The 17398-nt window shown below is 71.7% G+C and carries 20 protein-coding genes and 2 pseudogenes; 13 read left to right on the forward strand and 9 right to left on the reverse strand.

The features are described 5' to 3' along the window. Positions 1 to 55: 55 nt before the first annotated feature. A complete protein-coding gene (locus OG904_RS30535) occupies positions 56 to 202 on the reverse strand; it encodes a hypothetical protein (protein ID WP_405496474.1) in 147 nt (48 codons plus the stop codon). Positions 203 to 558: 356 nt separating this feature from the next. On the opposite strand from OG904_RS30535, the gene OG904_RS30540 reads away from it, so the two are divergent. Continuing rightward, positions 559 to 831 carry a hypothetical protein gene (locus OG904_RS30540; RefSeq protein ID WP_405496476.1) on the forward strand — a complete coding sequence of 91 codons (273 nt, stop codon included), beginning with the start codon at positions 559 to 561 and terminating at the stop codon, positions 829 to 831. Between the two features lie 262 nt (positions 832 to 1093). Beyond that, positions 1094 to 1501 (forward strand): PPOX class F420-dependent oxidoreductase, encoded by a 408-nt coding sequence (locus tag OG904_RS30545; protein ID WP_405496478.1) that lies wholly within the window; start codon positions 1094 to 1096, stop codon positions 1499 to 1501. A gap of 133 nt (positions 1502 to 1634) precedes the next feature. Here OG904_RS30545 and OG904_RS30550 read toward each other — a convergent pair whose 3' ends face one another. The 5 genes from OG904_RS30550 to OG904_RS30570 all read right to left on the reverse strand — a co-directional run bounded on the left by OG904_RS30550 (position 1635) and on the right by OG904_RS30570 (position 3924). Then, positions 1635 to 1808, reverse strand: coding sequence for a hypothetical protein (locus OG904_RS30550; RefSeq protein WP_405496480.1), 174 nt, complete (start codon positions 1806 to 1808; stop codon positions 1635 to 1637). Positions 1809 to 1895: 87 nt separating this feature from the next. Continuing rightward, on the reverse strand, positions 1896 to 2030 hold the full coding sequence (locus OG904_RS30555) for a hypothetical protein (RefSeq protein WP_405496482.1): 135 nt from the start codon (positions 2028 to 2030) through the stop codon (positions 1896 to 1898). A 78-nt stretch (positions 2031 to 2108) separates the two neighbouring features. Further along, the gene (locus tag OG904_RS30560) at positions 2109 to 2339 is read right to left on the reverse strand and encodes a DUF6296 family protein (RefSeq protein ID WP_405496484.1); all 231 of its coding nucleotides are present in this window, start codon (positions 2337 to 2339) and stop codon (positions 2109 to 2111) included. A 344-nt stretch (positions 2340 to 2683) separates the two neighbouring features. Further along, positions 2684 to 3193, reverse strand: coding sequence for a nuclear transport factor 2 family protein (locus tag OG904_RS30565; protein WP_405496486.1), 510 nt, complete (start codon positions 3191 to 3193; stop codon positions 2684 to 2686). Continuing rightward, complete coding sequence (locus OG904_RS30570; RefSeq protein ID WP_405496488.1) at positions 3190 to 3924, reverse strand: SDR family oxidoreductase; 735 nt, start codon at positions 3922 to 3924, stop codon at positions 3190 to 3192. The genes OG904_RS30565 and OG904_RS30570 overlap by 4 nt, the downstream gene beginning before the upstream one ends. 220 nt (positions 3925 to 4144) lie before the next feature. Between OG904_RS30570 and OG904_RS30575 the strand changes: the two genes are divergently transcribed. The 6 genes and pseudogenes from OG904_RS30575 to OG904_RS30600 all read left to right on the forward strand — a co-directional run bounded on the left by OG904_RS30575 (position 4145) and on the right by OG904_RS30600 (position 7620). Continuing rightward, on the forward strand, positions 4145 to 4933 hold the full coding sequence (locus OG904_RS30575) for a helix-turn-helix transcriptional regulator (RefSeq protein ID WP_405498361.1): 789 nt from the start codon (positions 4145 to 4147) through the stop codon (positions 4931 to 4933). Between the two features lie 138 nt (positions 4934 to 5071). Then, positions 5072 to 5626 (forward strand): hypothetical protein, encoded by a 555-nt coding sequence (locus tag OG904_RS30580; RefSeq protein ID WP_405496490.1) that lies wholly within the window; start codon positions 5072 to 5074, stop codon positions 5624 to 5626. Between the two features lie 181 nt (positions 5627 to 5807). Next, positions 5808 to 6041 (forward strand): annotated as a pseudogene (locus tag OG904_RS30585) (sigma factor-like helix-turn-helix DNA-binding protein); the annotation flags it as partial. Next, the gene (locus OG904_RS30590) at positions 6038 to 6385 is read left to right on the forward strand and encodes a hypothetical protein (protein ID WP_405496492.1); all 348 of its coding nucleotides are present in this window, start codon (positions 6038 to 6040) and stop codon (positions 6383 to 6385) included. The pseudogene OG904_RS30585 and the gene OG904_RS30590, both read left to right, overlap by 4 nt. 74 nt (positions 6386 to 6459) lie before the next feature. Further along, a complete protein-coding gene (locus tag OG904_RS30595) occupies positions 6460 to 6741 on the forward strand; it encodes a hypothetical protein (protein ID WP_405496494.1) in 282 nt (93 codons plus the stop codon). 216 nt (positions 6742 to 6957) lie between these two features. After that, complete coding sequence (locus tag OG904_RS30600) at positions 6958 to 7620, forward strand: DUF998 domain-containing protein (protein ID WP_405496496.1); 663 nt, start codon at positions 6958 to 6960, stop codon at positions 7618 to 7620. On the opposite strand, the gene OG904_RS30605 is transcribed toward OG904_RS30600, so the two are convergent. Then, positions 7556 to 9268, reverse strand: a complete 1713-nt coding sequence (locus OG904_RS30605) for an MFS transporter (protein ID WP_405496498.1) — start codon at positions 9266 to 9268, stop codon at positions 7556 to 7558. The two genes, OG904_RS30600 and OG904_RS30605, sit on opposite strands and share 65 nt — an antisense overlap. A 178-nt stretch (positions 9269 to 9446) precedes the next feature. Then, positions 9447 to 9542 (reverse strand): annotated as a pseudogene (locus OG904_RS30610) (hypothetical protein); the annotation flags it as partial. 352 nt (positions 9543 to 9894) lie between these two features. Between OG904_RS30610 and OG904_RS30615 the strand changes: the two are divergent. The 4 genes from OG904_RS30615 to OG904_RS30630 all read left to right on the forward strand — a co-directional run bounded on the left by OG904_RS30615 (position 9895) and on the right by OG904_RS30630 (position 15777). Beyond that, entirely contained in the window at positions 9895 to 10953 is a 1059-nt protein-coding gene (locus OG904_RS30615; protein WP_405496500.1) for a fatty acid desaturase family protein, read from the forward strand. A gap of 241 nt (positions 10954 to 11194) precedes the next feature. Next, positions 11195 to 14551 carry an NB-ARC domain-containing protein gene (locus OG904_RS30620; RefSeq protein WP_405496502.1) on the forward strand — a complete coding sequence of 1119 codons (3357 nt, stop codon included), beginning with the start codon at positions 11195 to 11197 and terminating at the stop codon, positions 14549 to 14551. A 33-nt stretch (positions 14552 to 14584) separates the two neighbouring features. After that, positions 14585 to 15394 (forward strand): hypothetical protein, encoded by an 810-nt coding sequence (locus OG904_RS30625; protein ID WP_405496504.1) that lies wholly within the window; start codon positions 14585 to 14587, stop codon positions 15392 to 15394. Positions 15395 to 15396: 2 nt separating this feature from the next. Then, positions 15397 to 15777: a hypothetical protein gene (locus OG904_RS30630; RefSeq protein ID WP_405496506.1), complete on the forward strand. Its 381-nt coding sequence runs from the start codon at positions 15397 to 15399 to the stop codon at positions 15775 to 15777. A gap of 4 nt (positions 15778 to 15781) precedes the next feature. Here OG904_RS30630 and OG904_RS30635 read toward each other — a convergent pair whose 3' ends face one another. Continuing rightward, positions 15782 to 16762 carry a LuxR C-terminal-related transcriptional regulator gene (locus OG904_RS30635; protein ID WP_405496508.1) on the reverse strand — a complete coding sequence of 327 codons (981 nt, stop codon included), beginning with the start codon at positions 16760 to 16762 and terminating at the stop codon, positions 15782 to 15784. A 358-nt stretch (positions 16763 to 17120) separates the two neighbouring features. Here OG904_RS30635 and OG904_RS30640 point away from each other — a divergent pair, with 358 nt between their 5' ends. Beyond that, positions 17121 to 17393 carry a hypothetical protein gene (locus tag OG904_RS30640; RefSeq protein WP_405496510.1) on the forward strand — a complete coding sequence of 91 codons (273 nt, stop codon included), beginning with the start codon at positions 17121 to 17123 and terminating at the stop codon, positions 17391 to 17393. Positions 17394 to 17398 lie beyond the last annotated feature (5 nt).

Here is a 17398-nt window from a genome sequence, read left to right on the forward strand (position 1 = left end):
CGCGAGCGCTCCGTGATCCCGGGGGCGGGGTCGACCCCCGCCGGGACGGGTCGGGCTACATCTGACCCTGGTCCATCAAGCCCCGGGGTGCGGTCTGCGGGGCCGGCTCGGCGCAGTCCTGGGCGTCCTGGGTGTCTTCCTGGCCACCTAGGGTGTTGATGACCAGGTCCGGCTGGTCCTCGCAGTCGTCGCTCTGGGGCATGGTGCAACCTCCTGTGGGAACCGGCCCGTGCCGGGTGCCATTGATCTTGCAATGGCTTTGAGCGCCCGACTGAACACGCCTGGTCAAGGCCGGCGGAGTCGACAGGCCCGGACGGAGTGGGAGCGGGCCTTCCGGCTGCTGGCGCTCCAGGGGCGGATGAGCCGCAGCCGCCTGGCGGGACCCCTCGGGCCTCCATCTGCGGGTGAACCAGGTGGTATGCGGACTCGTGGCCGCGACGAACGGCTCCTGCACGCACCGCCCCGCCGGCTTCGCCCGTCACCGGAGGAGGTGGCCGGCAGCGTGGGCCGTGCGGGTCGTCTGCCGTCACGGGCAAGGGCGTGGATCGTTGCTCCTGCATGACTGACTTCATGGTGCAGGTTCCGGCTGACTGGCTTGCCCGGGTGTTCCTTTCCCTGCGGCGTGGCACTTCGGACGATGCACACGCCCTGGCGGCGGAACTGCAGCCGTTCACGGAGAAGCCGGGCCAGAGGGTCCCGGTGCCCAGAGCCACGATCCTGCGTACCGAGCTCGCGCTGCGGGGGGAAATGCGGCAGGAGGGCGAGGACGGGCGGCGGCAGAAGCTGTCCGAGGAGGCCGAGTACTTGATCAACACCCGACTGGGGGAGTAGGAGGGGGCGCGGTCCGGACGCCCCCGTCGTCCGGATGCGGCCGTACGGGTGGAGGTTCCGAAGCACCGCGATCGGGCGGGCCGGGGGCGACGGGCCCGGCCACGCCCCGGTGCGGGGGCGCCCCGAACCGCGGTGCGCGGCGGGCTCCGGGTCCGCGGCAACTTGCCGGGGGCAGCCGCGATTTTGCAGGCTGCCCTTGCTGATCCCCACCGGCGCAGGTCGGTCCGGGGACAGCAGCCAGCCGAGGGAAGGAACCCGCTCAGTGTCCGCCGAACTCTCCGACGACCTGAAGAAGCTCATCGACGACAGCCCGGTCTTCGCGACCGTGGCCTCGATCCAGCCGGACGGCAGCCCGCAACTGTCGATCACCTGGCTCACCCGGGACGGCGAAGACCTGCTGTTCTCCACGACCGTCGGCCGCCGCAAGGAGAAGAACCTGCGTGCCGACCCCCGGGTCACGGTCATGATCAACCCGGCGAACGCGCCGTACACGTACGCCGAGGTGCGCGGTTCGGCCTCGCTGACCACGGAAGGCGGTCAGGAACTGATCGACGACCTCTCGCGCAAGTACACGGGCAAGGACTACGCGGACTTCAACCCGGCGTCGAAGGACGACGCCCCCCGCGTCGTCGTCCGCATCACCCCGCGCAAGGTCGTCGGCTCGATCTGACGCACACCTCCGCGTTCCGGACGGGCGCGGCTCCGCCGGGGAGCCCGGCGGGGCCGTACGCACGGGCGGAGCCGTCCGCACGGGCGGGGCCGCGCGCCCCGGCGTGCCGGAGTCCGTCTCCGCACACTTCGGCTCAGTTCAGATTGCTCACCGCGCGGGCGATCACGAGGAGCGAGGTCATCAGGGCGGCCACGCTCTGCACCGCCATCATGAGCTTCGCCCGCGTGGACAGAGGCATGGTGTCCGTCGGGCTGAAGGCGGTGGAGTTGGTGACGGACACGTACAGGTAGTCGATGAGCGTGGGCACCCAGTCGGACCGAGGGCCACCAGGTTGCCGGCCGCGATGGTGAGGACGAGTGCGAGGGACAGTACGCGGAACGTCTTCGTCTGGGGGTCAGCCGTCGCGGGTTGATGGCATGGGCGGCAGCAGGAGCAGTACTTCCAGCGCGGGGAGCAGGTAGCGCGGGGCGGCCGGGAGCTGCTGCGGCAGGGCCAGGGAGAGGCCGATGGCCGCGAGGGTCGCCACCACCGCCGGGAGCCGGGCCTCGCCGCGGCGCTCGTGGCGGGGATGCCGGGCACGGGCGCTCTTACGGTCACGCCGACGGGGTCAGGACGGCAGGGCCCGTGCCCGCACCTGCCGGGCCGGTTCCTGGCCGCCTCCGCTCGGCAGCACGCGGACCTCGCCGCGGTCGCTGATCTCGGCCCTGACGATGCCGGTCTCGTCGGCGTACACGGGGTGGCCGCCAGGACCCATCCGGTCGGTCACGGAGACCACCACGATGTCCTGCCCCTCCTCGGGACCGTCCGTGAAGACCAGCTCGTACCTCTGGGTCTGCATCGTGTCCCATCCGTTCCTGGAGGTGCCGGCAAGGTGCTGCGAGCGGATCGCCGATGGTCGGTCAGGGCTCACGGTCATGCTCCGCCGCGACCCGGCGCCGCGCATCTTGCGGACACCCGGACGGTGCCGACCGGGCCGGTCGCCCCGCAGCTCACGGGCGTGCGCCACAAGGGGGTGGTGTGCGGCGGTGGCCGCCGCGGCGGCCACCGGAGGAGCGCGTACGGAATGAGCGATCAGGCGGACGCGCAACTCCACGAGCAACCGGAACTCCTGCGCGCCCTCCTCGCCGAGCGCCGACCTGACCCGCGAACAGGCGGGTCACGCCCCGGGGGAACGCGGGTGCGTCACCGGCCGCCCGGCCCGGCGAGGCCCTGCGGCGTCTCCTCCCCGTCGGTCCACCAGACGCCGAGCCGCTGGCGGACCAGGAGCCAGCCGCCCTCCGGACCCCGGCGGAACTCCCAGTCGTACGGACCGCCCATGGAGTAGGTCGACGTGCTCGGCTCGCTCCGCGTGACGGCCACGAACCACATGTACCCGATGCCCGTCGCCCGGTCCTCGTCCACCTGGAAGTCCATGTTCAGGATGTGGTGCTGCATGCTCGGGAAGTGCGCCTCCGCCTCCGCCACCTTCGCCCGCACAGCCTCCCTCCCGTGGACCTCGCCCCACGGCCCGAACTCCAGCACCGCGTCCTCGGCCCAGCAGTCGATCCAGGCCCCCCAGTCCTTGCGGTCCAGCGCCCGCCAACCGCGGATCATGAGCCGCCGCAGCGCTTCCTTGTCCTCCAGGACCCGCAATCGGTTCAGCAGGTCCTCGTGCCCGCACCCGTACTCGTACTCGTACTTCCCTGCGGTCATCGGGCACTCCCTGCAGGACGTACGACGATCTCGTTGACGTCGACTTCGGCGGGCTGGGCGACGGCATGGGCGATGGCGTCGGCGACGGCCGACGCCGGCAGCGCCACGGCGCGGTAGGCCTTCATGGCCTCCCTGGCGGCCGGATCGGAGATCCCGTCGGCCAGCTCGGACTCGGTCACGCCCGGCGAGACCAGAGTGACCCGCACGGTGCCGTCCGACTCCTGGCGCAGCCCTTCGGACACGGCGCGTACGGCGAACTTCGTGGCGCAGTAGACGGCCGCCGTCGGCGACACCTCGTACGCCCCGACGGACGCGACGTTCACGAAGTGCCCGGCGCCCTGTGCGCGCATCACGGGCAGGGCGGCGGCGATGCCGTGCAGCACGCCCCGCAGGTTCACGTCGATCATCCGGTCCCACTCGTCGACCTTGAGCGCGTCCAGTGGCGAGAGCGGCATCACCCCGGCGTTGTTGACCATCACGTCCACCCGGCCGTACCGCTCCCGGGCGGCGGCCACGAAGGCCCGTACGTCGGCGGCGTCGCTGACGTCCAGCCGCTGGAAGGCCGCGGTGCCACCCGCCTCGGTGATCTCCCGGACCAGCGCGTCGAGCCGGTCGGTGCGCCGCGCGCCCAGGAACAGCCGGTGGCCGTCGGCAGCGAGCCGCCGGGCCGTCGCCTCCCCGATCCCGCTGCTGGCTCCGGTGATGGCCACGACCTTGGCTTCGGTTCTCATAGCTGTCCTGCTCCTCGTTCCTCGTTCGAAGCGGATGACTCCGCCGGACCGAGTCTGTGGAAGCGGCGTCCGGCCAACCAGGACGCGGCACACCCAGGCAGCACACCTCCCCACCCCCTAGCCTGTGGCCATGCCCGTGTCCTTGGCAGTGACCGTCCCCATGCCCGCGCCCGCTCCCATGCCCGCGCCCGCGCCCGCCCCCATGCCCGCCCCCGCCCCCGTGCCCGGCAATCTCCTCGGAGAGTTCCTCCGCGCGCGCAGGGCCGCCCTGGGGCCGCAGGACGTCGGCCTGGTGAGCCACGGCGTACGCCGGGTCGCCGGCCTGCGCCGGGAGGAGGTCGCGGACCTGGCCGGGGTGAACGCGGACTACTACGCCCGGCTGGAGCAGGGCCGCGAACGCCATCCCTCGCCCCAGGTCCTCGACGCCCTCGGCCGGGCCCTGCGCCTGGCTCCCGACACCCACGCCCACCTGCACCGCCTGGGCGGCACGCCCCCGGCCGACCCGCCGGTCACGGCCCGGATCAGCCCGGCCCTCCGCCGGCTCCTGGACGGCTTCGCGGACTCCCCGGCGTTCGTCATCAACGCCACCCTGGACATCCTGGCGGCCAACCCCCGGGCCGAGGACCTGCATTCACCGTTCGCGCCGGCGGACAACCTGGCGCGCATGGTCTTCCTCGACCCCGCGGGCCGGGGCTTCTACACCGACTGGGCCTCCACGGCCCGGGCCACCGCGGCCCACCTGCGGCAGACCTCCGGCATCACGCCGGACGACCCGCGCCTGCGGTCCCTCGTCCGCACCCTCACCGCCAACAGCCCGGACTTCGCCCGCCTCTGGACCACCCACGAGGTCCTGGGCAAGACCCAGGGCACCAAGCACCTGCACCACCCGTTGGCCGGCCCCCTGACCGTGACGTACCAATCCTTCGACGTCCGCGCCGCCCCGGGCCAGCAACTCATCGTCTACGAGACCGCCCACGACGCCCCCACCGCCGAGCGGCCGGACCTCTGAGACGGCGCGGGCGGGGACACGGGGTCGGTGCGGGGTCGAAGAGGCCGCGAGAGGTTTCGGCGGATGCGCGGCAACCTTTCGGGCTCCGGCGGCAACTGAGGGGTGAACAGTGCGCCCCATCCCGAGGAGCCCCCGCCCATGTCCGCTTCCCCCCATCGCCGCCCGACCGGACGCCGAAGGCTCGTCCTGGTCGCGGTGGCCGTCCTGGTCGCCGCCGGGCTCGGCGCCGTGCCGCTGGTCGTGCAGGCCGATGCCGTGGCACCCGCGGACCTCGCCCACGGCGTGCTGCCCGCCCGTGACGGCTGGGCCGCGAGCGGTACGGGCACCACCGGCGGCTCCGCGGTCCACCGCTCCGTGCAGGCCGCCGTCGACGCCGCCACCGCGGGCGACACCGTCCTCAACTGGGCCCCCTCCGCCACCGGCCAGTACCGGCAGTACTTCCGCCACCGCTTCGTCGCCGGCGACTTCGTCTTCGTCTTCGGCAACGCCACCGCCGTCTACGACCACGTCAACATCACCCTGCGCGACCGGGGCGCCGCGGCCGGCGGACCGGGCGGATACCTCGCCGCGCCGCACACGGGCCCCGGCGCCGGAACCGGAGCGAACCGGCCCCAGCTGGGCCCGGACCGGGCCGCGGCCCACACCGCCCGCGCCTACCTGGCCGGCACCGACGGCTGGAACCCGACGGGCTGATGGGCGGCACCGTGCGGACCAGGACCGGGCGAACCCGGACATCCGAACGGACGATCGAGCGGACTGCTACGCTCCGGCACTTGCCCGACAACGCCCCCGTCGCACCGAGAGGCCGTACCGAGGCCATGACCGAAGATGAGGCGGCCGCGGATGTCCACGCGTTCTTCGAACGCCACCACGCCCGGACATGGCCGCCGTCATGGACGTACGGGCCGCGCTGGACACGCTGCCGTTCCGCAAACGCGCCTGCGTGGTACTGCGGTACGCCTTCGACCTCTCGGAGAAGGACACCGCGGCGGCGCTCGGGATATCGGTGGGTACGGTGAAGAGCCAGACCTCGAAGGGGACGGCGGAACTGCAGCGGCTGCTCGGCGCCCGGGCCGCCGACGAGCTGGTGGGAAGGGGAGCCCGGTGACCGACGAACTGCGCGGCCTGCTGCGCGAGAGCGCCGAAGCCCACCTGCCCGACCGGGCCCGCATGCTGGCGCGGGTGGAGCGCGGCACGGCCCGTCCCGGCACCACCCGCCAGCCGTGGAACCGCGAGCGCACCCGCACCCCGTCCGGGCCGGGGATCGTCCTCGCGACCCTGGCCACCGCCGGAACCCTGGCGCTGAGCGCCCTCACGGTGGTCGCCGTCGTCCACACCCCGGACCCGCCACGGAACCCGACGGCCGCCGCCCAGCCCGCCGACGGACGCGCGGCGCCGCAGACGCAGGGCAGCCGGACCCTGACCGTCCGCTCTGGGCCGACGGCTCCGTAGACCCCCACAGCAACGCCTACTGGGCACAGAGCAACGTCACCCTCAAGACGGGGAAACCGCTCACCGCGCTCGTCGTGGAGCTGCGCATCGCCCTCACCGAAGGGGTGAGGGACACCGGTGGCTGGCGGACCCGCCCCGCCGCGGACTTCGACCTCTCCACCCGCCAGGAAGGCCACTTCCTCGTCTACCGGTGGACCCTCAAACCCGGCAGGGCCGTCCCGCCCGGCGAGCACGTCTTCGCCGGCCAGTACGACCACGCCGCCGGCGGACGCGATGCGAAGGACGACACGTACCGGATCGACACCGCTGCCGGTGACGCGCGGAGCGGAGCAGCCGTGTGGGGCGGGTTCGCGTAGGGCACGTCCACGCCCCGCCGTCCGGGCAGACGGGGCTGCGATGGAGGCACCTCGGGCGCAGACTCGCCGGACCGGGGTGACGCCCCGACGGCCCGTGAGGGGACACACTGTGACGAGCGGTCACCGGACGGTCTGACGGCTGCACAGACCCGAAGGCCCAGGCGGCGCGACCCGAATCCGCCGGGTGCGGGAACTCTCCGTCGATCGGTCCCTCACATGCGCGAGCTCACCATCACGGCGTCGAAACGACTCGTGGCCGGGGGAATCCTCTGGGCTTCCCTCGTCCAGATGTTCATCGTGAACAACCTGATCGTCCTTCCGCGCGCGACCAACCAGAGCCTGGTGCACGAGATCATCTCGGCGCTCGGCGTCACGCGGTGCGGACACGTCGGAGGGGTCCGCTTCTGCTCGCCCCTGCACGAGGACGCCAACGCCGCCTGGATCATCGGCGGTGCCTGCCTGACCGCGGGTGCGCTGCTCAACGCGGCGATCGTGGCACCGGGCCGGGCACGGAATCTTGCGTTCGGCGCCTTCGCCGTCAGCGGTCTGGGACTCCTGTCCAGCGGCTTCAACCCGTACAACCTCCGCCCGGCCCTCCACCTCCTGTCCGCCGGCACGTGCTTCTTCACCGGCGGCGTGGGCGCCCTGCTGCTCGGCGGCCTGATCCGGCGGGCGCACCGGCCGCTCTGGGGCAGCCTCGGCGTCGCGTGCGGTGTGACCACCCTCGTCTTCACCGTCTTCACAGGCCTTCGGCCCGATCCGGGGGTCCAGGGGTTGTTCGAGCGGATCTCCGCCTGGCCCACCGTCGTATGGGTCATCGGCTCCGGCGTCTCCATCGCCCTCCAGGCCTGGCGGGCGTCGCGCAGGAGCGGGAGCTGAGCGGACGGCCCGCCTCCGCGGCCTCACCGGGCCCGCCCGTCACCCGCGTCCCCGGGTGCAGGAACGTGCACAGGAATGCCGCGCCCATGGCGGCGGCCATGCCGTAGAAGACCCATTGGTTGGCCACGGCGAAGTCCATGCGGACGGCCTGACCCGCGCTGCGCAGCGCCGCGGCGGTCGGCCCGCCGCCGGTGGGCCGGTGGTCGTCCGGGTGGCCGGTGATCGCTTCCGCGACCCCGCGGGCCACGCTGCGGGCCGCCGGCTCCGCCATGCCCGTCGTGGTCAGTGTCGTCGTGACCCGGCTGGTGGTGACGTGGACGAGGACCGACCCGAAGACCGCCATGCCGACGGCGGCCGCGAAGTTGCGTACGGTCTGCGTGATACCGGTGACCTCACCGTACGAGGCGTCGATCGACCGGTTCGCGGCGTCGGTGGCGGCCGGGGACAGCAGCAGGCCGATGCCGGCTCCGGCCAGCGCGGCGTAGGGCCACTGGTCGTGCGGCGCCAGGTCGGTCAGCTTCCAGGCCCACAGGGCGAAGCCCACGCAGCCGACCGCGCTGCCGAGCATCATCGCGGGCCGGGCGCCCCGTTTGTCGAGGATCCGGCCGCCCAGCTGCGCCGAGAGCCCGAAACCCGCGAAGAAGTACAGCAGGTAGAGCCCGGCCTGGTCGGGCGAGGCGCTCATGCAGATCTGCGCGTACACCGAGGCGAAGAACATGACCGGGACGAAGGCGACCATCGCGAAGAACAGCACCAGCACATCGGCCGTGAACGCACGGTCACGGAAGACCCGCAGCTTGATCAGCGGTTGGTCGGTCCGCAGCTCGTGCCGGCAGAACAGCACGAGGACGGCCAGGCCGGCGACGATGCACGCCCAGGTCGCCGGGGACGACCAGCCCCAGGAGGACGCCTGCTGGAGACCGAGCACGCTCAGCCCGAGGCCCACGGCGACGAGTACGGCGCCCGGCAGGTCGAGGCGTTCGGGCCGCCGGACGTTCGGGACCCGGGCCACGGCGGTGAGGACGAGCGAGAGGACGGCGATGGGTACGTTGACCCAGAAGATCGCCCGCCAGGTCCAGGCGGTCAGCCACCCGCCGAGCAGCGGGCCGAGGGCGGTCAGCGATCCGGCGAGGACGTAGAACAGGGCCAGCCACCGGCCGCGTTCGTCGACCGGGAAGGCGCTGATGACGACGGCGAGCGCCGCGGGAAAGACCAGCGCGGCGCCCAGCCCCTGGGTGGCGCGGAAGAGGACGAGCCAGCCCTCGGCGAATTCCCCGGTCGGCACCGAACCGCACAATGCGGACGAGGTGACGAAGACGAGCGTGCCGACCACCAGCATCCGGCGCAGCCCGAAGATGTCGGCGAGCCGTCCGCCGAGTGCGAAGAACGCGGCGAGCGCCAGCAGGTAGGCGTTGACCACCCGCTGCATCCCCGACGAGGAGAGGCCGAGCTCCTCGATGATGCTCGGAGCGGCGATGCTCACGATCGTCTGGTCCACGAAGATCATCGCGACGGCGACGACCATGGCTGTGAAGGTGGTTGCCTTGTCCGGGGCCAACCGGAGCCGGGGCGCCCGCCCGCCGCTGTTGCCCGCAGCGCCGGGAGAGGCGCCTGCGGCGGTGCTTCCTCTGCCCTTCACGGCCGCCATTCTCCCCGTCGGTGGACCGCTCCGCCCGGCGGCACACCGCGCCCCACCGGGCAAAGGAGGCCGCCCGTCCGCCGGCCGGGCCGGCGGGTCCGCGTGAGTACTGTTTCGCGTACCGCTCCGCCTTCGGCACCAGGCCGGTCGGGGTGTCGCCGGCCGTCCTGGTGCCGATCGCCACTCCCACCGGAGTGGAGAAGCCGTCGAGGGTGTCGGTGACGGTGTTGCCGGCGGTGTCGAGAACCGACACCGTGCCGTCGCCGAAGTTCGTGACGTACACGAGGTAGCGCCGGTGCGCCCGCTCCGGATCCGGTCCCGGTCCGGGTGTGTCTCCAGGGCGGGAACCGTCCGGACGAGCCGAGTGCCCCGTACGGCCCCATCGCCCATGCGGGCGCGGTGCTCGCGCTCGACCACGGGCGGGCCGTCACCGATGGAGCGACCGTCACGGCGACGGAACGACCGTCACGGTCCGTGACGCGGGAGTGGCCGAAGAGGTCGTCGGTCAGCAGAACCCCCGGATCCGGGTGGAGCATATGAGTGAGGGGTGTCCGGGCGCCCAGTCCGGCGCGCCTGGCCCTGCCCCGGAGCGCCACGATCTGGCGACCGTCCATCACGGAAGGTGACCTCCGATCATGCTTTCACCAGAGTCGACGGGCCCCACGACCACACCCTCACCCGCAGGCTTGGAAACGGGGAGTGACTTCGCCCGCCTCACCAGGAAGATCCGGGCCGCCGGGCTGATGGACCGCCGACCGGCGCACTACGCCATGCGCATCACCATCGTGACGGCGCTCTACGTCTGTGGCTGGGTGGCGTTCGTGCTGATCGGCGACAGTTGGTGGACGTTGCCCGTCGCCGCCTTCCTCGCCTTCGTGTTCGGGCAGGTCGGCCTTCTGGCGCACGACATCGCGCACCGGCAGGTCTTCCGGCTGCGGAAGGCCACCGAGGTTTCCGGACGCCTCGCGGGGAACCTCGGCATCTGCCTGGGCTACGGCTGGTGGCAGGACAAGCACTCCCGCCATCACGCCAATCCCAACAACGAGGAACTCGACCCCGATATCGCTCCGACCTTCCTCGTCTGGACGCAGGACCAGGCACGCGCCGCACGAGGCCTGCCCCGGCTCCTCGGCCGCTTCCAGGCGTACTTGTTCTTCCCCCTGCTCACGCTGGAAGGGTTTCACCTCCACCTGTCCGCGATCCGGTCACTGGCCGACAAGTCGCTCAGGAACCGGGCCTGGGAAGGCACCCTCCTCTTCGCGCACGTCTTCGCCTACCTCGGTGCCCTGTTCCTGGTGCTGCCGCCGACCAAGGCGATCGCCTTCCTCGTGGTCCACCAGGGCCTCTTCGGCATCTACCTCGGCTCCATCTTCGCCCCCAACCACAAGGGCATGCCGACCGTGCGGAGCACGGACGGGACCGACTACCTGCGCCGCCAGGTGCTGACCTCGCGCGATGTCCGGGGCGGCAGGCTCACCGACATCGTTCTCGGCGGACTGAACTATCAGATCGAGCACCACCTCTTCCCCAGCATGCCCAGCCCGCACCTCCGCAAGGCGCAGGGCATCGTCCGCAGCCATTGCGCGGAGCTCGGGATCAGCCATTTGGAAGTCGGCCTGGTGGCCTCGTACAGGCAGTCCCTCGCCAGCCTCCACAGCGCGGGCACAGCGATCCGGGGAGCCCGTACCACCTGACGCCGCGGCGCTCGGCCCCCTCGCGGCCGAGGGGCGGGATCGTGGAGACCGGCCGCACGCCCGCCACGTTCCCGGCCTACCGGCGGGACCCGACAGTCGGCACACTGATGCCTGATGGCACGTCAAGCATCAGATGTGGCAAGCGAGTTGCGTGGCCAACCTGCGGTGAATAATGAGGTGGTCGGTCATCATTGAGGAGTCGGCTGCTCGTGCGTCCGTCGACGCGCGTGACGCGCAAGGTGTGCAGATCGGCGACGGCGGTGTTCAGGTCAACGTGTACGCCGCGCGCCCGCGAACCTTCCGGCCGTGGATGGCGCCGGCACTGCCCGGCCCGCTGATCGCACGGCCGGACCTCTCCGCGGCGCTGTTCGACGGAGTGACCCGGGACGACGCGGGGCCCACGACACTGACCACGGCCATCGAAGGCGCGGGCGGCTTCGGCAAGACAACGCTGGCGGCACTGCTCTGCCAGGACCCCAGGGTGGCCGAACGCTTCACCGGCGGGCTGCTCTGGGTCACGGTGGGCGAGCGACGGCACGGCGCGCGATTGGCCGAACTGATCGGCGGGCTCTGTGAGATGCTCTCAGGCGATGGGGTGAAGACTGCCGATCCCCAAGTCGCCGGAGGGCGACTCGGTGAGCTGCTCGATGCCCGCGACGCAACTCTCATGGTGGTCGACGACGTGTGGCGGCCGGAGCAGCTCGCACCGTTCATGATCGGTGGACGCGCCTGCCGACGCCTCGTCACCACCCGCAACTCGGGTGTCGCGCCTCGGAGAGGAGTGTCTGTCTTCGTGGATGTAATGACGGACGATCAGGCGATCGCCGCACTGACCGAGGGCGTGGGTGAAGTGCCCCGGGACCTGCTCGGCCGGCTCGTCGCCGCCACGGGCCGGTGGCCATTGCTGCTGAGCCTGGTGAACGCCGCCCTGCTCGACCAGCTGGCCGCAGGGGCAGACGTACGGCAGGCGGTGCAGTGGGTGCTTCGGCAACTGCGCAGCGGTGGCCCGGCCATGTTCGACCTGGATCCCGGCGACGAGGACGACCGGAGTCACGCGATCGCGGCCACCGTGGACGCCAGCCTGGCGCTGCTCACGCCGCACGAGCGCAGCTGCTACTTCGATCTGGCCATCATCCCCGAGGACTCCAACCTCCCGTCTGAGATCCTCTTCCGTCTGTGGCGCACCACGGGCGGACTATCGGCGACCGAGGCCGAGAAGCTGCGCGCCCGGCTCGTCCGGTTGAGGCTCGTCCAACCAGGCTGGCGCGATGGCGCGCCGGCGGTGCGGCTGCACGACATCATCGGCTCCTTCCTGCGCCACCGGCTGACGGGGGAAGAGACCGAAGCCCGCCACGAGCAGATGGTGCGGACGGCCGCAGAGCTTCTGCCCGCCTCCAGGGAGCCGGGGACGCGCTGGTGGTCCATGCCCCGGGACGTCACGTACCTCTGGCACCATCTGCCCTACCATCTGGCGCGCTCAGGCCGGGCGGAAGAGCGCAACTCCCTGGTGTGCGACCTCCGCTGGGTGGCGGCGAAAGCGACGAAGCTGGGTTCGTCCGTGCCTGTCGAGGCCGACTTGGCCGACGTGCCCACCGGCGTCGCCCGGACCCTGCGGCGAGCGCTCGGGTCGATGACCGACCTGCTGACGCCGAGCGATCCACCGGAGGCCTTGGACGCCACGCTCCACTGCTATCTCAGCGGTGTCCCGGAGCTCCGGTCCCCAGCGGCCGACTACCGCTCCCACCTGGCCGCTCCACTGCTGGTTCCCGCCTGGCCGCCGCCGGATCAGGCCGCCCTGGGCGTACTTCGCACCCTCACCCGCCACACGTACGGGGTGGGCACCGGTCACACGTACGGGATCAGTCACTGCGCGTTCTCCCCGGACGGCACGCTCCTGGCCACCGCCAGCCACGACCGGAGCGTCCGCCTCTGGAACGTCACCACGGTCAGCCCCGTCAGTGTGCTCACCGGGCACACGGAGGCGGTGTCGGCCTGTGCCTTCTCCCCGGACGGTACGCTCCTGGCCACCACCAGCCACGACCGCAGCGTCCGGCTCTGGGACGTGGCGACCGGCACCGAGCGCAGTGTGCTCGCCGGGCACTCCGAGGCCGTCACCTCGTGTGCCTTCTCCCCGGACGGCACGCTCCTGGCCACCACCAGCCACGACCGCAGCATCCGCCTCTGGGACCCCACCACGGCCGAACCCGTCAGTGTGCTCACCGGCCACGCGGGGGCGGTGTCGGCCTGCGCCTTCTCCCCGGACGGCTCGCTGCTGGCGACCACGGGGTACGACCGGACCGCCCGGCTGTGGGACGTGGCGACCGGCACCGAGCGCAGTGTGCTCGCAGGCCATTCCGAGGCCGTCACCGGGTGTGCCTTCTCCCCGGACGGCACGCTCCTGGCCACCGCCGGCCACGACCGGAGCGTCCGCCTCTGGAACGTCACCACGGTCAGCCCCGTCAGCGTGCTCACCGGGCACACGGAGGCGGTGTCGGCCTGCGCCTTCTCCCCGGACGGCTCGCTGCTGGCGACCACGGGGTACGACCAGACCGCCCGGCTGTGGGACGTGGCGACCGGCACCGAGCGCAGTGTGCTCGCCGGGCACTCCGAGGCCGTCACCTCGTGCGCGTTCTCCCCGGACGGCACGCTCCTGGCCACCGCCGGCCACGATTGGAGGGTCCTCCTCTGGCAGACAGAGGCTGAGACCCGCCAAGTGCAGCACGTGGTGAAGTGGGAGTACGCCTGCGCGTTCTCCCCGGACGGCACGCTCGTCGCGTCGGCGGGCCACGACCGCACGGTCCGAATCTGGGACGTGGTGAGCGGCGACCTGCGGCAGATGTTCGAAGGCCACAACGACCTCGTCAGCAGCTGCGCGTTCTCACCCGACGGCACGCTGGTCGTGTCGGGGAGCCACGACCACACGGTGCAGGTCTGGGAGACGGCCACCGGAACGCTGCGCACCGTCCTCACCGGCCATACCGACCTCGTCACCTCCTGTGCGTTCTCACCCGACGGCACGCTGATCGCGTCAGCCGGCCACGACGATACGGTCCGGATCTGGAGGACCGCCGGGGGAGAACCAGTCCGCGTGCTCACCGGTCATACCGGCGCGATCTCGGCCTGCGCCTTCTCCCCGGACGGCACCCTGATCGCCTCGGCCAGCCACGACCACACGGTCCGGGTATGGGAATCCGGCACCGGAGCGACCCGCGCGGTCCTCGCGAGCCACACCGACCTCGTCAGCAGCTGCGCGTTCTCACCCGACGGAACGCTGATCGCTTCGGCCGGACACGACCGGACGACCAAGGTTTGGGACGCGGCTTCGGGTGCGCTGCGCCAGACCTTGGGAGGTCATGCCAGCGGTGTCACGAGCTGCGCGTTCGCGCCCGACGGCACCCTGGCCACCACGGACATCGGGGAGAACCGCCTGTGGCTTTGGCGTCCGGGCGGCGACACGCCTTGGTGCGGGCTGCGCGTCTTCAGCCCGCTGCTGCAACTGGCCTGGCATCCCACGCAGCCGCTCCTGTGTGCCGTGGGCGAGGCGGGCGTGTACCTCTTGCGCTGTCTACCCGACGGCGCTCAAGAGGCCGAGGTCTGACGGGGAGAGAACGTGTTCGATTCTGGTCCACATGTGAGCTGCTACCGGGCAGTCTCGGCGGACGACGGCTCGCTCGTCGGCGTCCGCTGCGTCAAGTTCGCCAACTTCCTGCACTGCCCGGACCTGTCCGGCGTCGCTTTCGCCTGGTACGCGGAGGGAGTCGAACCGACGGGACCCTACCGCCACTTCGGCGAGGCGTTCATCACCGCGTCCGACCACGTCCGCGGCGATGCCAACACCCTGACGGGGCACGCCGCAGGCATCGTCGGCAACGGCGAGCGGGAAGAGCCGTTCCTGCGGCTGCGGTTCGACATCCCCTCTCCGCCCTCCGAAGTGCCCGCGCGCCTGGTGGTCTCCGGCGACCGGCAAGAGGAGTGGACACTCCAACCCGACGGTGTGGTCCCTGACTACCACCCGCTGGCGCGCCACATCGAGCGAACGGGCCCCCACCTGAACGAGTTCGCGGCCCGCAAGCGCGACGGCACGCCGGGCTTCGGTGTGCGGGCGATGCTGAGCAGTGGCAGCTGGCTCGGCGCGGGTCGATGGCGCGACCTGACCTACCTGCACATCGGCACCTACATCGGCGGGCAGCAGGGGCCGGTGCGGTTCGGCGCCTCCGACATCGCCGCCGGAAACTCCTTCAGCGGCCACGTTCCGTGGGGTGAGCTGACCATCCGGGCCGGTGCGGAGGACGGCCGGTCCGTACGTCAGGTGACGGGAGCCTGGTCCGAGACGTGGCAGCTCCGGCGCGCCGCGTCCGGCTGGATTCCGGATCCCCGGACGGCCGAACTCACCGTGCCCGACCGCATTTCCGATGCCGGGTCCATCAGCTACGAAGGGTGAACATGACTGGTGTGGAGTTGGTGGTGGCCGCGCTGGCGGCCGGCACCTCGGCGGGGCTCACCGACACCGCGAGCAGCGTCATCCGGGACGCGTACTGCGATCTGCGCGAGGCGGTACGGCGGCGCCTGGCCGCTCGCGGTGCGGGCAGTGCGCACGTCCTGGAGGCGGCAGAGGCCGATCCCGAGTCTTGGCAGGGCCGTCTGCGCGAGGAGCTGACGGCGTCCGGTGCCGATCGGGACGAGGAGATCCTGGCCGCCGCCCTGTCGTTGCTGCGGGAGCTTGGCACGGCCGGTCCGCACGCCCCGGCGCAGGTGGTGGATGCCCGGGAGGCCAAGGGCGTGCAGATCGGCGACCGTAACACGCAGACCAACACCTTCAACTGACGGGTCAGAGCCAGCCGCTCTGCGCGGCCTTCAGGCCCGCTTCGAAGCGGCTGGAGGCGTTGAGGCGTTCCATGAGCGAGGCCATCTGCCTGCGGACGGTACGCAGTGAGATGCCGAGGCGTTTCCCGGCGTTCTCGTCGGTCATTCCGGCGGCGAGGAGCCTCAGCAGCTCCTGCTCGCCGGGGGTGAGACCCGTCTGGGTGCCCTGAGCCTGGGCAGTGCCGAGGGGGACGGCGGTGTGCCAGGTCTGTTCGAAGAGGGCGACCAGGGAGGCCACGATCCCCGGCTCCCGGGTGCACAGGGCGCCCAGACGGCTGTTGGTCGGATCGAGGGGCACGATGGCGACTTCGCGGTCGAAGACGAGGAGGCGGGGCGGCAGGACGGGACAGGTGCGGACCATGCCGCCCAGCTCGGTCATCCACCGGGCATAGGCGTACGTCGCCGGATCGTTTCTCGCACTGTCCTGATAGAGCGTCAGGATGCTGACTCCGCGGCCCAGTGCCTCTTCGTCCAGCGGGCGGGACGCGTCGAGGCTGGACTGGGACTGGGCGGCACCCGGCATGACGGACAGGCACTCCTCGCTGAGCGCCTCCGTGAGCACTTCGAGCTTCGCCTGGATGGCGTCGAGCCCGACCAGTCGCTCCGTGGCGTCGGCAGCGCCCCCGGCCGCGCCGTCGGTGTGCAAGGAGGCGTACTCGGCCACGGCCCTCGCCGCGGCCGCCTTGCCGAGCGCCAGTTCCTGCTGGCGGAGCAGGAGTTCGTCCTCCTGGCGGCGCAGGATCAGTTCCAGTCCGCGCTCCGGGCTGACCGCCCGCAGTGCGCCGGGGTCGTCCCGTGAGGACCGCAGCAGTTGCAGATCGGCGAGCTGGTCCAGGCATCCCCTGACCGTGCTCTCCGGCAGGCCCAGCAGCCCGCACAGTTCGGCCACTCCGCCGGCCGGTCTGGCGAGCATCTCCTGGTAGACCGCCTCCGTGTGACTGTCCAACCCCAAGAACTCCAGCATGCGTTCAGTCCCCCGCCGTTTCGAACAGACCAAGGGTGCCGTCTGCCGCACGATCATCTCAGGGGGCAGAAGTGAACTACAAGCGCACGCGAATCATCCGTGCCACTGGGCGACTTGGCACCAAGGGGTCAGGCCACTTGGTGCCAGGGCGAATCCCTTCCGGGCCGCGCCGCGCTCGAACAGGATGGTGCTCACCGGAAGGGCGACGGGGAGCACGGATCCCGCCGACGGCCTGACCGTAGGGCCGCTGGTCCGCACTCGCCTCTCGCCTCTCGCCGCTTGCCTCTCGCCTCTCGTCGTACTCCACTCAATCGCCGCACGGCCATCCCGGGGGACCGCCATGTCTTGGACCACTCGCCTGCTCGCTCCTGCCGCCCTTTCGCTGACGCTGTGCGCACTCGCGGCGCCCGTCGCACTGAACGGGGCACTCGCCACCGGCCTCACGGGGATCGGCTGGGACGACAAGCCGGTGTCCACGGTGACGGCGACCGGGTCCGCGACCGGCCGGCCGATCGGCGACGGCATCGGATGGGACGGCATCGGGGCGTCGGTCGTGGCGTCCACCGACGCGTCCACGGGTGAGTCCTTCGGCGACGGCATCGGTTGGGACTGAGGCTG

Origin of the sequence: Streptomyces sp. NBC_00096 (assembly GCF_045041305.1) — a bacterium.
GTDB lineage: Bacteria > Actinomycetota > Actinomycetes > Streptomycetales > Streptomycetaceae > Streptomyces.

Excerpts from the sequence above, each read along its gene's own strand:
- OG904_RS30600 (WP_405496496.1), top strand. The coding sequence starts at position 6,958 with ATGCGCGAGCTCACCATCACGGCGTCGAAACGACTCGTGGCCGGGGGA.
- OG904_RS30570 (WP_405496488.1), bottom strand. The coding sequence starts at position 3,924 with ATGAGAACCGAAGCCAAGGTCGTGGCCATCACCGGAGCCAGCAGCGGG.
- OG904_RS30605 (WP_405496498.1), bottom strand. The coding sequence starts at position 9,268 with ATGGCGGCCGTGAAGGGCAGAGGAAGCACCGCCGCAGGCGCCTCTCCC.
- OG904_RS30540 (WP_405496476.1), top strand. The coding sequence starts at position 559 with ATGACTGACTTCATGGTGCAGGTTCCGGCTGACTGGCTTGCCCGGGTG.
- OG904_RS30630 (WP_405496506.1), top strand. The coding sequence starts at position 15,397 with ATGACTGGTGTGGAGTTGGTGGTGGCCGCGCTGGCGGCCGGCACCTCG.
- OG904_RS30640 (WP_405496510.1), top strand. The coding sequence starts at position 17,121 with ATGTCTTGGACCACTCGCCTGCTCGCTCCTGCCGCCCTTTCGCTGACG.
- OG904_RS30535 (WP_405496474.1), bottom strand. The coding sequence starts at position 202 with ATGCCCCAGAGCGACGACTGCGAGGACCAGCCGGACCTGGTCATCAAC.
- OG904_RS30615 (WP_405496500.1), top strand. The coding sequence starts at position 9,895 with ATGCTTTCACCAGAGTCGACGGGCCCCACGACCACACCCTCACCCGCA.
- OG904_RS30580 (WP_405496490.1), top strand. The coding sequence starts at position 5,072 with ATGTCCGCTTCCCCCCATCGCCGCCCGACCGGACGCCGAAGGCTCGTC.
- OG904_RS30565 (WP_405496486.1), bottom strand. The coding sequence starts at position 3,193 with ATGACCGCAGGGAAGTACGAGTACGAGTACGGGTGCGGGCACGAGGAC.
- OG904_RS30560 (WP_405496484.1), bottom strand. The coding sequence starts at position 2,339 with ATGCAGACCCAGAGGTACGAGCTGGTCTTCACGGACGGTCCCGAGGAG.